Consider the following 15482-nt stretch of genomic DNA (forward strand, 5'->3'; position numbering starts at 1 on the left):
GAGGCGGATGCATCCATCCGGATGACGACGGAGCTGCCGCGTTCCCGAGGGGTCGCGGCAGCTCCGTCGAGGTCACTGCTGGTAGTGGGTCGTGCGCTGGGTGCCGTGCCTGGCCCGGTACACCAGGTAGCAGATGCCGAGCAGGATGAACCAGATGGGGGTGATGAAGACCGCCTGCCGCGTGTCCTCATAGAAGCAGAGGATCACCACGCTGACCGCGAAGAACACGAGCACCGCCCAGGACATGAAGACACCGAAGGGCATCTTGTAGGTGGACTTCGCGTGCAGCTCAGGATGTTTGCGGCGGTACACCAGGTAGCACACCACGATCAGGGCCCAGATGAACAGGAACAGGATCGAGGTGATCGAGGTGACCAGTTTGAACGCCGCGATGATGCTCTCCGAGGTGTAGAGGAAGACCACACCGCACAGCAGCAGCAGGCAGGAGCAGATCAACGCGTTCTGCGGCACACTGCGCCTGGACAGCCGGGCGAATGCCTTTGGCGCCTGCCCGTCGACCGCCAGGCCGTACATCATCCGGGAGGTGGAGTACAGCCCGGAGTTGTCCGACGACGCGGCCGCGGTCAGCAGCACGAAGTTCATCACCGAGGCCGCAGCACCGAACCCGGCCAGGCCGAACATCGCGACGAAGGGGCTCTCCCCGGGCACCACCTGCCGCCACGGGATGACCGCGGCGATGGCGGCCAGGGCCAGCACGTAGAACAGCGCCAACCGAACCGGAATGGCGTTGATGGCCTTCGGCAGGGTCTTCGTCGGATCCTTGGTCTCCGCCGCAGCGGTGCCGACCACCTCGAGGCCGACGAAGGCGAAGAACGCGATCTGGAACCCGCCCAGGAAGCCCATCACTCCGTTGGGGAAGAAGCCGCCGTCGTTCCACAGGTTGTCGATCCGTGCCGCATGCCCATCCGGGGAGACGAAGGCGGTTGCCAGCAGCCAGATCGCGACGATCAGCAGGGCCCCGACCGCGACCAGCTTGATCAGTGCGAACCAGAACTCCGCCTCGCCGAAGAACCGCACCGCGACGACGTTGAGCACGAAGAGCACCACCGCCAGGGCAACCGCGGGTAGCCACAACGGCACCTTCTTCCACCAGAACTGCGCGTATCCGGTGATGGCGGCCAGGTCGGCCATCGCGGCCACGATCCAGGCGAACCAGTAGGTCCAGCCCGCCATGAAGCCGCCCGCAGGACCGAGGATGTCCTCGGCGATGTCACGGAACGACTTGTACTTCAGGTTGGACAGGAGCATCTCTCCCATCGCCCGCATCATGAAGTAGAGGAAGAAGCCGATCACCGCGTACACCAGCATGGCCGACGGGCCCGCCTGATTGATCGTGTCGCTTGACCCCATGAACATGCCGGTGCCGATGGCCCCGCCCAGCGCCATGAGCTGGAGGTGTCGGTTGCTCAGCCCACGCTGCAGCTGCTGCTCCTCCGGCACCGGCGCGGCACCGACGACGTCGTCGGGGTGGTTGTCCTGCGAAATACTCATCTGAACTCCTTTGTTCCTTGTCCGGACCCTGCCGGTCGTGGTCACTCCAGGACCTGGTCGATGGGGGTGTGGTCGAGCTGCCATGTCGATGCCACGGGCTCGTTGGTGAGCCGACCGTGAGCGGTCGACAGTCCCCGGGCCAGCGTCGGGTCGTCCCGCAACGCGGCCTGCCAGCCGGCATCGGCGATCTGGGTGACATAGGGCAGCGTCACGTTCGTCAGCGCGTAGGTCGAGGTCACCGGGACCGCCCCCGGCATGTTCGCCACCGCGTAGAACACGGAGTCGTGCACCGCGTAGGTCGGGTCCTGATGGGTGGTGGGACGGGTGTCGGCGAAGCAGCCGCCCTGATCGACGGCGATGTCGACGAATGCGGACCCGGGCTTGGCCCGGGAGACCAACTCGTTCGAGACCAGCTCGGGGGCACGCGCTCCCGGCACCAGCACCGCACCGATGACGAGGTCCGCCTCCCGGACCGCCTGTTCGATGGCGTAGGGCGTGGACATCACGGTCTTGATCTGGCCCTTGAACTCGGCATCGATGGCATCCAGGGTCAGGGCGTTGATGTCGAGGATGGTGACATCAGCGCGCAGCCCGTGCGCGACCAGTGCCGCATTGCGGCCTGCGGTGCCACCACCCAGGACCACGACCTTGGCCGGGTTCACCCCGGGCACCCCCGGGACCAGCAGCCCCATCCCACCGTTGTGCTTGTGCAGCGCCTGGGTGCCGGCCAGGGCCGACAGACGACCCGCAACCTGGCTCATCGGTCGCAGCAGCGGCAGGGCACCGCTGTCGGTCTGCACCGTCTCGTAGGCGATGGACACGGTGCCCGAGTCCAGCAGGGCCTTCGTCTGCGGTTCATCGGCGGCCAGGTGCAGGTAGGTGAACAGCACCAGGTCGTCACGGAGATGGGGGTACTCCGCGGCGATCGGTTCCTTCACCTTGACCAGCAGTTCGGCCTGCCCCCAGACCTCCGCGGCATCGGGGACGATGGTGGCGCCGGCGTCACGGTACTGCTCGTCGGTGATTCCCGAACCGAGCCCGGCACCCTGTTCGATGAGCACCTGGTGGCCTCGACCGGTCAGCTGGTGCACCCCGGCCGGGGTCATCGCCACGCGGTGCTCCTGGGGCTTGATCTCCTTGGGAACCGAAATTCTCACTGTCTTCTCCTTCGTTGGATGTTGAGTGGTCAGGTGTTGTCATGAACGATCAGTGATCTGACATGGGGCGAGGTGCTGAGCGCCAGCAGCCCGCCGTAGTCGGGTCGGAAGCGGACCTCGTCGCCCACCTGGACCCGGGACCCGGCGTCCGTGACGTCGAGGATCAGGTGGTCGCTGCTGGCCCCGAGCACCCGGATGCCCTGGTCCACCGGGGTCAGGGCAGCGGGATCGGCGTCCTGGCGGCCGATGTCGCAGATCGCGCGCAGCCGCCAGCCGTGGTCGACGAACTCAGGTGTGTTGCCGAAGGCGTCCTGGCCGATCCGCCCGACGGGGACCGACGGTTTGCGTTCCACCTCGATCACACCCGCCACGAGTTCGACGGTGTCGTGCCGGGTTCCCGGCCAGAGGGAACGGTCCAGCACGTTGCGCCCCAGGATGATGGCCTCCCCGATGCGCAACTGGGTGATCTGTGCGGGCAGCTCACCGCTGGCCACGAGCGGCAGGTTCGCGCTGTTGCCGCCCGAGACCACGTCGAGCGGCAACCCGGTCGCCTCACGGCACTGGTCGCGGATCCCGATCAGCTGCTCCATCTTCTCCCTGGTGGGGATGACGCCGCCGTAGCAGGCCAGGTTCGCGCCCAATCCTGCGACCTCCAGGTGGGGCAGGCGACTGATCTCGGTGACGACCGCCACCGCGCGCTCGGGCCAGACCCCCTCCCGCAGATCACCCAGGTCGACCATCACCACCACCTGGTGCCGCAGCCCCGAGGCCTCGGCGGCCCGGGACAGCGCCGCCGCCGCCGGAAGCGAGGAGACCAGGGAGCAGTCCGCCCAGCGCACCGCCTCCGGGGCCAGGTGGGGTGTCGGGGTGCGCAGCAGCATGGTCGGCAGCCCGAGACCTGCCGCGGTGACCCGCTTCAGGTTCTCGATCCGTGAATCGGCGATCATGGCCGCGCCGGAGTCGGCGAACGCGGTCAGCAACGCCGGGTGGGCCTGCATCACCTTCGTCACCGCTGCGACCTGGACCCCCTGCGCCGCGCACTGACCCACCACGTGGCGGGCGTTGTGGGCCAGGCGGTCGATGAAGACCTCCAGCCTCGGGGTCCCGGGGATCACGGTGCCTCCTCCCCGGGAACCCCGCCGGTCTCGGCGGCGACCCAGGCCTCGAACGTGGCCCCGACCTCGTCGCGGTAGGCCTGGGCCAGGGTGCCCAGGGCCGAGAACCGGTAGTCGCGGTCGATCAGCACCTCGGCCTCGGGGGGAGGCATGAGCCGGGCACCGGCCCCCAGCCGGATCCCGCCCAGGATCTCCGCCCCACCGGGGATCCTGGTCAGGGCACCGCCGGTTCCCACGATCCAGCGCACCGCGGTCAGGTCCTTGCCGCGCACGATCTGCTTCTTCCCGGTGGGTGTGAACAGGTCGCTGACGGTGCCGACGTGCCGACGGATGCCGATGTCGACGGCGTGCTCGGCGAGCCATCGGGTCACGGCCTCCTCCTGCTCACCGGTGGGGATCGCTCGCAGGAACCTCAGGCTCTCCTCGTCATCGGAGTGTCCGATCATCGCCGCAACCTGCCGGGCGTTCACGTAGACCCCCAGGTCACCCTCGACGGTGCGCTTGGCGCGCGGTTCCGGGTCGATGCTGCGGCTGGTCCACTCCAGTGAGCCGTCGGTGACGCTGTGGATGTCGGTGGTGGCACCCCCGACGTCGATGACCAGGGCGTCACCCAGCCGCTCGGCGAAGATCTCGGTGGCGAGCAGCACGGCCCCGGGGGTGGGCAGGACGTCGAACGACGACATCTCGGTCAGCCCGGACATGCCGGGCGCGGCGATGATGTGCTTGTTGAAGACCTCGTGGATCAGACGGCGCACCGGCTCGATCTGCAGCACGTCGACATCGGGGAAGACGTTGTCGGCACACATCAGCTCGACACCCTGCTCGGCGAAGATGTCCGCCACCCGGCGTCTGACGGCGATGTTCCCGGCGTAGATGACCGGGACCTGCAGCCGTGCGGCGGCCAGCCGACGTGCGTTGCCGATCACGATCTCCTTCTCGCCGTAGTCCACCCCACCGGCCAGCAGCACGATGTTCGGTCGCGCCTCCAGCAGGTCCTCCACGTCGTAGTCGTCGATCATCCCGACGGTCGTGTGGCAGACGATCGCGCCTGCACCGAGCGCGGCCTCCCTGGCGGCGCGGGCCGTCATCCCCTGGGTCAGGCCATGGACGCTCATCCGCAGCCCACCCGCGGCGGAACTGTTGACGAAGACCTGCGTCCGGTCCACCGCGATGCCGGAGGTCTCCCGCATCGCGGCGATCGCGGCGTCCATCCCGATCCGCACGTCGCCCTCGGCCACCGAGGTGGGGGCGAAGGCCTGACCGATGTGACGGAACAGACCACCCTCCAGCTCGAAGGCGTTGGCCTTGGTGATCGTGGAACCGACCTCGAGGGTGGTGACGACCTGCATCCTCATCTCACCCGGCCTCATGTCGTCGCATGGTGCGCACGATGGCGTCCAGCACGTCGATGCCCTTGGTGCCACGCCCGAAGGTGGCGTCCAGGCCGGTCTCGGCCGCCATGTCACGGCTGACCTGCGTGCCCCCGGCGATCAGCACCATCCGGTCCCGGATGCCCCGTTCCCGGGCCAGCTCGGCCAGTTTCCGCATCATGGTGCGGTGGACCTCGTTGTGGCTGATCACCGTCGAGATCAAGATGGCATCCGAGCCGGTCTCGATCGCGGCGTCGACCATCTTCTCGATCGGGACCGAGGTGCCCAGGTAGTGGTACTTGACCCCGTACTTCTCCAGCCCACCGTGCTTGATGTCGAGGATCTCGCGCATCCCGACGCTGTGCTCGTCCTCGCCGACGGTGCCGGCCACCACGGTCAGGTCGTTCTCCGTCACGAAGGTGCGCAGCTCCTCCTCGGGAAGCAGCTCGATCTTCTCCGGGATCGTCAGCTCGGTCCGGTCGATGTCGAACCCGACGTGTCCCTTCACCTCGACGAAGCACCCCTCGGCCGGTTGCAGCACCTGGAGGTTGATCACCTCGGGTTCGGTCAGTCCCATCCGCCTGGCCATCTCCAGGGCCGCCTCCACGGCGATCTCGGCCCGGTCAGGGATCATGAACTCGACCAGGGCCACGCCGTCGCCGGCCCACTCGGCCTCCGGGCGCAACAGGTTGCCGCTGCGGTACGGGCGGGTCCGCTCCAGGCGCTGGTGCACGGTGTCCTCGGGGTCCAGTTCGTCGATGTAGACGATCTTCTCCGGGACGCACAGGGTGCAGCCGTCGATCAGGTCACACGGCTTGGTGATGCCCTCGGGCAGGGTGTTGTTGCCGAAGTGATCGCAGACCGGGGCCAGGTAGTCGGGGTCACGGGCGACGACGGTGTCGGCGGCGATTCCGCCCTCGCCGTCGCGGGCGATGCCGTCGTGGTTGCGTTCCGGGAACTCGGCCGAGTCGACGAAGAATCCCTGTTCGACGGCGACGAAGTACCCGCCGACGTGGAGCATCTCGGTCAGGAAACCGATCGCACGTTCCTTCAGGTCCCTCACCATCGTGCCCAGCGGGCCGTCCCGGTTGATGCTGAGCAGCTCCTTGATCCCGTCCAGCGCCGCCCAGGTCTGCTTGACGGTCTGCACACCACGCACCGAGTTGTGGTGCCACGGGAGGTTGCGGCCCTCGTCGGGGGTGATGGTGCTCTGGATGTCAGCGCTGGTCAGCATCGAGATGATCGTGTCCACCACGTGGGTGCGGATGGCCTCGTTCAGGTCGGACTCGATGTAGCGGGTGTTCTGCTGAGCCCGCATCTTGTACTCGGAGAAGAAGTCACGCAGCGCCACCGCATAGGGCAGGTCGAACCAGAGCTTCGGACCGGGAGGCGCGCTCGGCGGGACCGTCGACAACCCGATCAGGTCCTTCGGCATCCCCACCATCACGGAGAAGATGGAGTTCAGCCCGTGCTGGACCATCAGTTCCGGCATCACCTTCCAGCCGTGCCGTGCGGTCGCGTTGGCGTTGTGGGCACCGTCGATCTGGAAGATCCGGGCTCCCGCCATGACCTTCTTCGCCTCGCCGGCGTCGACATAGCTGCGGTAGGCGTTGATGTTGCGGTACAGCACGTTGTACTGGGGATCCTGGTGTGCGCCGTTGACCCCCTCCTCGGCGAACAGCACCGCGACCTCCGGGCCAGCCACGCCGGAGACGTAGCTGTGGAAGTTGATCGGACGCCCGACCTCCTCCTCGATCAGGTCGCAGGCCTTCCGGCTGGCGCGGATCTGCTTGCGGGTGATCGGCACCCCACCGATCCCTTCCGGAGTACCCTCCATCAACCCGTCGATGTGGCTCTGCCCGGTGGTGCGGATCACCATGATGTGATCGGCCCCGTTCCAGGCGGCCATCCGCATACGACGGATGTCGTCCTCGAAGTGCCCCGAGGCGATCTCCGAGGTGATCACCGGCTGCGGCTGGGGGTCGATGTTGTCGAAGTACTTGGCGGTCAGCATCGGGGTGCTGTTCCTCAGCGGCTCCGACATGTTCCGGTAGTGGAAGGCGCCCATGTCGACGCCCTCCTCGGGCACGGTGCGCCAGGTCCAGCCCTTGCGCGGCGGATGGTAGTTCTCCAGATCCTCGAGGATCTTCTCGACGTCGATCTTGGTGTTCGGGTCCAGCTTGTCGGTCACTGCTTCTTCTCCTCGAACAGTCCGGCCAGCACGGCCGGATCCTCAGCGATGGCGTCCCCGGCGTCGCGGATCGAGATCCCGTCGCGCTGCGCCAGCCGGAGCACCACGTGTCCGGCGCCCTTGCCCAGCAGCCCGGCGTTCAGCACGTTCTCCACCACCGCATGCGTGGTGACCGAGTTGATCCCCATCCGCAGCAGCACGGAACGCTCGATGGAGGGGGAGGTGTGGGTGCGGGAGAGCTCCACCACGGGCTCCATCACCTGGTGGCACAGCTCCCAGAACCGGGCCTTGAGGGCCTCGTCGTCCATCGTGGACAGCTCGGCACGCAGGGTCTCGAACCGCTGCAGCCGCTCGTGCTCGTCGGTGTTCATGTTCTTCCTTCCTTGCTCACCGGATCGCCTGCGCCAGGGAGCGCACCTGATCGGGGGTGCCGTTGATGTCGGCCGCGAGGAACTCGACGTCCCCGTCGCTCCACTCACCCACCGGGTGGACCTCGGCCGCCTTCTTCACGTAGCTGGCCCGGAGCCGGTCCAGGTCCAGGGGGCGGGTCGAGACCTGGTCGAGCCGCTCCGGGATCACGATGGTCTTCCCGGGCACGTTGTCGGCCGGATCGCCGCGCCGCACCTCGATGTCGCGGTTCCTCGCGAAGGACAGCTGACTGTTGTGGTGCTTCCCGGCGCCGGTGTACTCGGTCTCCTGCACGACGACGATCTGGTCGCGGTCCATCCGCATCGCCAGGGCGACGGCGGCGGTCAGGCTCGTGTTGCCGGCCGGACCACGTTCCAGACCCTCGAGCTTGGTCAGCAGCTCGGTCATGTAGAACACCTCGCCCTGGGTGACCAGGTGGTACCCATCCATGTAGCGCAGGGCCCGGGCCGCGTTGCGTGGGACGTCCACCCGATCCGGCCAGGTGGCGAAGGGGACCCCGAACCCGGTGTGCCCCGTGGTGAACGACTTGTTGTTGAAATCGGTGTCCGAGGCCATGTGGAGGCCGGTGAGGTCGACGGAGACCGCGACGACCTGGGTGCTGTCACAGCCCACCTTGCGCAGTCCACGGGCGGTGCCGGTGAGATTCCCGCCACCGGCGTGGGTGACCGCGACCACGTCGGGTTGGCGACCGAAGCGCTCCTGGACCTCGCGCCCGATCTCGGCACCCAGGGTCTCCACCCCCGCGATCCCGTACGGGGTGTACAGGCTCGCGTTGAAGTACCCGGTCTCCTCCAGGGTGCGCAGCAGCACGTAGAACAGCTCGGGTCCGACGCTGAGCTTGATCACCTCGGCGCCGTAGGCCTCGCAGGCCCGGGACTTCTCGACGATCTCCGGCTGCCCGACGTGGTGGGAGTCGTAGACCTCCTGTACGACGATGCACGCCAGCCCACGCTGTGCGGCCTGGGAGGCCACGGCCGCCCCGTAGTTGCCGCTGGTGGCGGTGACCATGCCACGGAACCCCTTCTGCTGGGCCTCGTAGGCGCTGAGGGAGGCACGGCGGGCCTTGAAGCTGCCCGAGGCGTTGGCCGCCTCGTCCTTGACGAGGATCCTGGCCCCCTTGCCCGGAGGGGCGATGGCGCGGACCGCCTCGGTGAGGCGGTGCAGCTCGTGCAGGGGCGTCTGCCCGACCTTGGTGTCGCGCTGGATCCGGGCGATGTCGTCGAGTGAGTACCCGGTGGAGCTCATCATCGCCTCGTAGTCGAAGGAGATGGGACTGTGGGTGAACTCGTCGTAGTCGAGGCCCAGGGAGGAACGCATGATCTGGTTCCGGCGGGCCATCACGCCCTGGTAGGAGTTGTCGGTCATCATTCCTCCTTCGTCCCGATCGTCAGGATCTCGGGCACGGTCTCCCCGAAGCTGTGGTCGTAGCCCGGGTTGATGCGGCTGAGGGTGCCGGTGTGGGTGCGTCCGATGACGGTGCGGATCGTCGCCTCCTCGCCGAGCGCGGCGGGATGGGTGAGGAAACCGTCGACCCACTGCACCAGTGCAGTGGTGGCGGTGTCCGCGGGCACCCCGGTGGCTCTCTGCTCGGGGGTGAGGACGGTGAGCTGGATCTCGGCCCAGGCACCCTCGGGTGCGGATGGTGTCGGGTTCATGGTTGTCATGCCTCCCTGGGAGTTCAACGACGTTCGTAGGCCTCTGGTCCCATCAGGGCGCAGGGTGTGGGCAGGTCGATGATCCGTTTCAGACCGGGGGTCGCGGCGAGGATCCGGGGGATGGTGTTGACCGCGATGCCTGCCGTGGCCTTTCCTCCTGCGATCTCCGGCGAGATGGTCATCCTCACCTCAGGTACGCCGGAGATGGTGATGTAGTCGCCCGTGGCGATGCCCTCGGCCCCCGGGTCCACCTGCTGGGGGTGGATCAGGCGGATGACCTCGTCGTCGCCGCGGTGGCCGACGGCGATGTGGTTGCACCCGGCGACCAGCCCCGGCTCGATCACCCGGTCACGGGCCTGCCGTGGTTGCGTGGCGATGATGGGTTCGAGGTTCTGCTCCACCCGGTCGACACCGAGACCGAGCGCATCGCTGATCAGCCGCACCGATTCCGGGAAACCGACGTGGCCGACGATGGAGCCGTCGGCCACTCCGGCCTCGAACTCCTCCAAGGTGGTGCCCACGCCCTGGGTGGTCAGCACGGTCTCGCCGTAGGGGCTCAGGTCGTTGATCCGGCTGGCCTCGATGTGGGTGACGTCCTGGCTGCCGGTGGTCAGCACGACGACGAGGTGGTCGAGCACGAAGCCCGGGTTGACACCGACCCCGACGATCGAGACCCCGTTGTCCCTGGCGAGGGCGTCCAGCTCGGCGGCTGCCTCCGGGCTCTGGGCCTCGGGGGCCGCCATCTCCTCGGCGATGCTCACGACGTTGATCCCGGCGGCGAGGATCTGCTTCAGGTTCGGCAGCTGGCGCTCCACCCAGGAGGTGGTGGCGATGGTGACGACATCGACCTTGTCGGGGTCCAGGACGCTGGCCGGATCGTCGCTGATCAGGATTCCCGTCGGCTCGCCACCGAGCACCTCGCTGACGTCCTTCCCGGCGAGCTCAGGGTTGATGTCGAGTGCTCCGACCAGTTCCAGACCCTCCTTGGTCCGGATGAGGCGTGCCACACCCTGCCCCATTGCGCCGAGGCCCCACTGGACCACTCGGATCGGTCGATGATTCTCGTTCATTTCACTCCTCAAAATGGGTCACGAAGACAAGAGGACAATGTCATCCAAACGGTCGAGAAAGGACCTGCTCCACGTTGACTCCAGCCCTTTGTGCAGGCGTCCTGTGACGCCTGATGTCCGCAGGGAGAAGCGTTTTTGATGGCCGTCGAGGCGGCTATCATGTTCCGCATGTCTGCTGATCCTCAACCGGTTGGTATCCGGCGGTCATCGCGCCGGATGCTTGCCTCGAAGTCGTCATCGCCGACGGCTTCGCCCTCAATGTATCCCCGCCTTTCGAGGCTTCCCGGGACATCGACGGAAACCCGCATCACAAGGGGGGATCGTTGGAGAATCACCCACTCACCGCCCCCGGAACCGGTGATGTTCCCAGCCGAGAAGCCGCAGGGGTGGTGAGGGATGCAGGAGGAGACCGACCTCAGGCTGGTGAACCTGCTCCAGATCGATCCCCGGATGTCGTGGGCCCGGGCGGCGGAGATCCTCCAGGTGTCCCCGACCACCGTGGCCAGCCACTGGCAACGACTGCACTCCCACGGCCTGGCCTGGATCAGCACCCACCCGAACCCCGAGAACCGGTTCACCGCGATCGTCGACGTGGACTGTCGCACCGAGCACCTGCCGTCGGTCATCGAGCAGCTGTGCGCACATCCCCTCATCACCTCGGTGGACGAGACCACCGGCCGCAGGGACATCCTGCTGACGGTGATGGCCCCGAGCATGCACTCCCTGACCACCCTCATCATCGACTGGATCGGAGGTCTCGAGGGGGTCTACGGCACGCGCAGCTCGCTGGTCACCAACGTCATCGCCGGGGCCGAGTCGTGGCGGCTCAACGTGCTGGCCAAGCGCCAGAGCCTGCAGGCCAGGCCGCAGCTGTTGCCCGACCAGGGGCCACGGGAGCTCACCGAGGTGGACCTGGCCCTGGCGGATGCCCTGGTCCAGGACGGCCGCGCCAGCGTCGCCTCACTGGCCGAGCAGCTCGACATGCCGACGAGCACCGTCCAGCGCAGGTTGAAGCGGATGCTCTCCGACGGCAGCGTCGTCATGCGTTGTGACGTCGCCCCCGAGCTGGCCGGGTGGCTGTTGGAGTGCACCTGGTTGGCCACGGTGCCGATCCGCAAGACCCGGGTCATCGAGTTGTTGAAGGAACAACCGGGGCTGCGGTCGTGCATGTGGGTCACGGGGAGGAACAACCTGAGGATCAATTTCCGGGTGAACTACCAGGGCGCTCTCGGTGCCCTGGAGTCCCGCATGGCTGCCGCAATTCCCGAGCTGAACCCGGACGAGACGATCGTGCACCTGCGCAGCCACAAGTCCGCGGGGAGAATTCTCGACCCTGAGGGTCGTGCCACGAAAAGGTTGGTTGCGCCGCTCTTCGGGGATGCCGTCCCGGTTCCATGACCCCGACCTGTCCGGTCAGGTCGTTCTGCGGCCCGTGGGCTGAACCGCCCCGTGCCACAATGGCCACGTGATCCTGTCCCGCATCGATGCCGCCACCCGCCAGTTCTGGCGGGTCGTGGGGCGGCCCGCCGATCTCGACGGTGAGCACGCCTGGTTGGATGCGACGATCAGCCCGCGAGGTGGCCGTGGCAATGCGTGGCTCGACGGGCTCGCAGCAGTCGGCCGGGTCCGAGCCCCGGAGGTGGGGGACGGTCTGCTGGACCTGCGGGAGCTGGACGGGCCCGGCTTCGACGCAGGGGAGCTGCATCCGGAGATCATTGACTTCTACGCCCACACCTCGGCCTGGCGGATGGATGTGTGGTCCGGGTGGCGTCCTTGGTTCGCGCCGTTCGGGGCAGCGGTGACGAACTGGTTCGGGCATCGGGTGGAGCAGTTGGCTCTGCCCGTCAGGCCGCTGGTCACCTCGCGAGGGCTGACCAGCAGCATCCGGATCGTCACCCGCCCCGACGGACGTCGGCTGGGAGCGGCATGGATCCGCACCCTGGTGATGGACGGCAGCCAGGTCTTCAGTGGGTTGTACCGGTCCGGGTGGTTGCCCACCACCGCCGCCCCTGTCGTGCACGTGACCTTTCCGCTGGAGCTGGGCAACGTCCAGGTCTTCCTGCGGCCCGAGGTCCGCGACGGCAGCCTGTGGCTGCGCTCGACCGGGCACGGTTTCGGCCACCCCGGCGCCTACGTGCTGGCTCAGGTGGGGGAGCGGTCCCACGTGGCGAAGATCCCGATCGACGAGCAGTTCCACGTCTTCCTCGACGACCACGGCACCCTGCGCTGCGATCACTGGCTGGGACTCGGTCGGGCCCCAGCGCTGCAACTTCATTACCGGCTGAGCCCAGGGCGTTGACTCACGGTCCGAGCAGGGCCAGCGGGACGACGGCGACCCCTTTCGCGCCGTCCAGGGCGATGGCTGGAGCCTGGGTGAGGAAGGTGTCCAGCAGGGTGTCCACGGTGCGGTGAAGGTACACGTCTCCTCCAGGGTGGTCGGCAGGAAGTCTGGTCGACATCCAGCAGGTGGTTTGGTCGACATCCAGCAGAAACATCCGAGTGCTGCCCGAGCTGCTTCACCCTCGTGCCCCGACGTAGGATGTCGTCGTCCTCGAGGTCACAGGAAAGGGAACCCATGCTGCTCGACCACGTCATCGTGTCCCGCACGTCGTATCGGAGTGGTCGCACCTACGACATCATCATGTCGAACGTCTCCGTGGTGAACCACCTGCTCGATGAGGGAGCTGAGGGTGACGAACTGTCCCCGGAGGCGCTCGGCTCCTACCACGTCGACTTCTACGAGGCGCAGGTCGAGAACGGTGGCATCGACCAGTTTGTCCACAACAGTGGCTGGGACCCGTTCATCATCGGACACGTGAGCAAGGGGCTGGAGTTGATGGGCGCCACCCGGCACGCGGAGCTGTTCGCCCGGGTCCAGCAGGTCATGGACTCGCTGTCCGACGAGGAGCGGGCCGCGATCTGGGACGACGGCGTGTTCGGCGACGACCGGGTGACGGCCTTCGACGTGCTCACCGACGAGTTCGTCGAGCTGAACGAGGAGGAGAGGTTGGAGACCCTCAACGCGGCCTTCCTCAGGGGACTGCCGAACCTCGAGGTGGTGCGGCGACGCGACCTGGAGGAGCGACTGGCGGGCGTCATCGCCACCATCCCGGACCTGGAGCAGCGGCTGGCCGAGCGTGCCGCGCAGGCCGAGGCCACCAAGCCGCGCTTCGCCCGCGTCATCGAGGCGATCTGTGCGGACCGGGGCTGGGAGCTGGAGACCATCACGGCAGGGGATCCGACGGCCACCCATGACGGCCAGCAGGTCATCGGTTGGCACTTCCTCACCGATCACGGACATCACTGGATGATCGACCTCGGCGACCGGGCCGTCGTGTATGACACCGACGACAACGAGATCGGCGTCGTCGACGTCTCAGCGGTCCCCGGGGAGTGAGCGACGGAACTCGTCGTACGCCGCGATGAGCTGCTTCGCGTCGGCGCGGCGCACGTGCATCGCGACGGTGAGGCCGGGGAGGACGAGGCGGTGGTCGTCCTCACGCTCCTCGATCCGCAGATCTGCCAGGTCGGCGGTGGTGACCGCGGTGCTGCTGACCCCGCGCAGGCCTACTCGGAACACCGTGATGCGGCCTCGTCCCGGGGTGATCTCCCATCTGAGGTCCTCCTGTCGTCGGAGGGCCAGCCACGCACCCCCAGCCGTGGTCGCGGGACAACACGCCGCGAAGGACCAACTGCTGCGGATGTGTTCCTTGTGGGTGACCTCCCCGAGCCGGGCGGGGTCGGCGATCATCCGGTTGGGTCGGGTGACGTCCATGGTGCAGTCGTCCCAGCGATACGCCTCCGCCAGCTCTGGTCCCGTCGAGATGTGGCACCTCGCACCGGGGTCGTCAGGGTGCCTCGAGCGGGTTCTGCTCGCGCTCCTGACATCATCGACGAGCCTGTGTCGTGTCCGCTGAGGCCCGTCGTGGTGAGTGTGCAGGCGACGGGTCCGTGCACGGCAGGGCGTGCACACGCCAGGCTCAGTGCTGGCTCCACCCAGAGGACCCACAGCGCCAGGATGAGGGTGAACAGCCCTCCGATGAGGAAGAGCGTGATGTTCCCGGAGGCCGAGTGCAGGATCGAGGTCCGGGTCAGCTCGCCGTCGGGGAGGCGGCGATGATGAACCTGTCGCCCTCGACCCGGTGCTGGGTGACAGGTGGTTTCACGGCATCATTGTGACGGCAAGGAGGTGGCGACATGCGTATCGGGGAGCACATCTGGCTCGGGTCGGAGACGGTGACGAGGGAGCGTGAGTCGGGCGATGACTGGGCACTGACCCACGCGAACACCCTTGCGGTGCGTGAGTTCCTGAGCTGTCGCGATGGTGGTGTCATCGATGCGGCCTTGCTCCACCCGGACGCGGTGGGGGCCTGCGAGCTGGACGCCTTCATCGGTTTGTCCATGAGGGGAGGGCTTCTTGGACACATCTGGAACTCCGGCTGGGACCCCGACACGGTGGCGGAGGTGGAGCGGACCCTGGGCCGGGTCGGAGCGACGAGGCACCAGGAGGCCTTCCGAGCAGTCGTGGCCCGGATCGACGCGGTTCCGGAGGAGAAGGAGCTGCTGCTGGAGTGGGAGGTGCTCCCCGATGCCCTGGGGCGGGACCTGGCGGTGCTGTGGTCGTCCGAGATCGAGGGTGACCTGTTCGACGTCCTCGACCTGAACGAGGCCTTCCTGGCGGGGCATCCGGACCTCGCCGTCGTGCCCGAGGCGGAGCTGAAGGTACTGCTGGCCGAGGCTGAAACGCTCCCGATGCGTCCCCGGCGCCCGGTGAGACGGTACGTTGCCGTGGTGCGGGCGGCCTGCGCAGCCGCAGGGTTGAAACTCGCGAGTATCCAGGAACGCGACCCTTACTTCTGCTTCGAGGGGGAGCCGCGACGCTCCGTGGCATTTCTGGCCAGCGATGGTCGACGGTACAGGGCGGTCATACTGGGGGATCAGGTAACGCTCGTGGACGACGCGGGCGAGGAGCTTCGGTGAAGC

General features: G+C 67.4%; 14 protein-coding genes. 4 read left to right on the forward strand and 10 right to left on the reverse strand.

Annotated elements, in window-relative coordinates:
- Window positions 1-72: 72 nt before the first annotated feature.
- Genes EII34_RS04700 through ord form a run of 9 tightly spaced genes read right to left on the reverse strand, consistent with a single transcriptional unit; the run spans window position 73 to window position 10499 of the window.
- Entirely contained in the window at window positions 73-1512 is a 1440-nt protein-coding gene (locus EII34_RS04700) for an amino acid permease (protein WP_124843446.1), read from the reverse strand.
- 41 nt (window positions 1513-1553) lie between these two features.
- Window positions 1554-2669 carry an alanine dehydrogenase gene (gene ald, locus EII34_RS04705; RefSeq protein ID WP_124843448.1) on the reverse strand — a complete coding sequence of 372 codons (1116 nt, stop codon included), beginning with the start codon at window positions 2667-2669 and terminating at the stop codon, window positions 1554-1556.
- A 29-nt stretch (window positions 2670-2698) separates the two neighbouring features.
- Window positions 2699-3784, reverse strand: a complete 1086-nt coding sequence (locus EII34_RS04710) for an alanine/ornithine racemase family PLP-dependent enzyme (protein WP_124843450.1) — start codon at window positions 3782-3784, stop codon at window positions 2699-2701.
- Window positions 3781-5133, reverse strand: a complete 1353-nt coding sequence (locus EII34_RS04715; protein WP_124843710.1) for a glutamate mutase L — start codon at window positions 5131-5133, stop codon at window positions 3781-3783. The genes EII34_RS04710 and EII34_RS04715 overlap by 4 nt, the downstream gene beginning before the upstream one ends.
- A 7-nt stretch (window positions 5134-5140) precedes the next feature.
- The gene (gene oraE, locus EII34_RS04720; protein ID WP_124843452.1) at window positions 5141-7345 is read right to left on the reverse strand and encodes a D-ornithine 4,5-aminomutase subunit OraE; all 2205 of its coding nucleotides are present in this window, start codon (window positions 7343-7345) and stop codon (window positions 5141-5143) included.
- Window positions 7342-7716: an ornithine aminomutase subunit alpha gene (locus tag EII34_RS04725; protein ID WP_124843454.1), complete on the reverse strand. Its 375-nt coding sequence runs from the start codon at window positions 7714-7716 to the stop codon at window positions 7342-7344. Before EII34_RS04725 ends, oraE begins: the two co-directional genes overlap by 4 nt.
- 16 nt (window positions 7717-7732) lie before the next feature.
- Window positions 7733-9139: a 2-amino-4-oxopentanoate thiolase subunit OrtB gene (ortB, locus tag EII34_RS04730; protein WP_124843456.1), complete on the reverse strand. Its 1407-nt coding sequence runs from the start codon at window positions 9137-9139 to the stop codon at window positions 7733-7735.
- A complete protein-coding gene (gene ortA, locus EII34_RS04735; RefSeq protein WP_124843458.1) occupies window positions 9139-9438 on the reverse strand; it encodes a 2-amino-4-oxopentanoate thiolase subunit OrtA in 300 nt (99 codons plus the stop codon). The genes ortB and ortA overlap by 1 nt, the downstream gene beginning before the upstream one ends.
- Window positions 9439-9452: 14 nt before the next feature.
- Window positions 9453-10499, reverse strand: coding sequence for a 2,4-diaminopentanoate dehydrogenase (gene ord, locus EII34_RS04740; protein ID WP_124843460.1), 1047 nt, complete (start codon window positions 10497-10499; stop codon window positions 9453-9455).
- Window positions 10500-10895: 396 nt separating this feature from the next.
- On the opposite strand from ord, the gene EII34_RS04745 reads away from it, so the two are divergent.
- From EII34_RS04745 to EII34_RS04755, 3 genes are all read left to right on the forward strand, one after another.
- The gene (locus EII34_RS04745) at window positions 10896-11897 is read left to right on the forward strand and encodes an Lrp/AsnC family transcriptional regulator (RefSeq protein WP_124843462.1); all 1002 of its coding nucleotides are present in this window, start codon (window positions 10896-10898) and stop codon (window positions 11895-11897) included.
- A gap of 67 nt (window positions 11898-11964) precedes the next feature.
- Window positions 11965-12798 carry a hypothetical protein gene (locus tag EII34_RS04750; protein WP_124843464.1) on the forward strand — a complete coding sequence of 278 codons (834 nt, stop codon included), beginning with the start codon at window positions 11965-11967 and terminating at the stop codon, window positions 12796-12798.
- A gap of 276 nt (window positions 12799-13074) precedes the next feature.
- A complete protein-coding gene (locus EII34_RS04755; protein ID WP_185711179.1) occupies window positions 13075-13896 on the forward strand; it encodes a DMP19 family protein in 822 nt (273 codons plus the stop codon).
- Here the strand turns inward: EII34_RS04755 and EII34_RS04760 are convergent.
- Window positions 13876-14274, reverse strand: a complete 399-nt coding sequence (locus EII34_RS04760) for a hypothetical protein (protein WP_124843468.1) — start codon at window positions 14272-14274, stop codon at window positions 13876-13878. The genes EII34_RS04755 and EII34_RS04760 overlap by 21 nt on opposite strands.
- Before the next feature lie 422 nt (window positions 14275-14696).
- Between EII34_RS04760 and EII34_RS04765 the strand changes: the two genes are divergently transcribed.
- Entirely contained in the window at window positions 14697-15479 is a 783-nt protein-coding gene (locus tag EII34_RS04765) for a DMP19 family protein (RefSeq protein WP_124843470.1), read from the forward strand.
- Window positions 15480-15482 lie beyond the last annotated feature (3 nt).

The sequence above is a fragment of the Arachnia propionica genome (genome assembly GCF_003859805.1).
GTDB lineage: Bacteria > Actinomycetota > Actinomycetes > Propionibacteriales > Propionibacteriaceae > Arachnia > Arachnia propionica_C.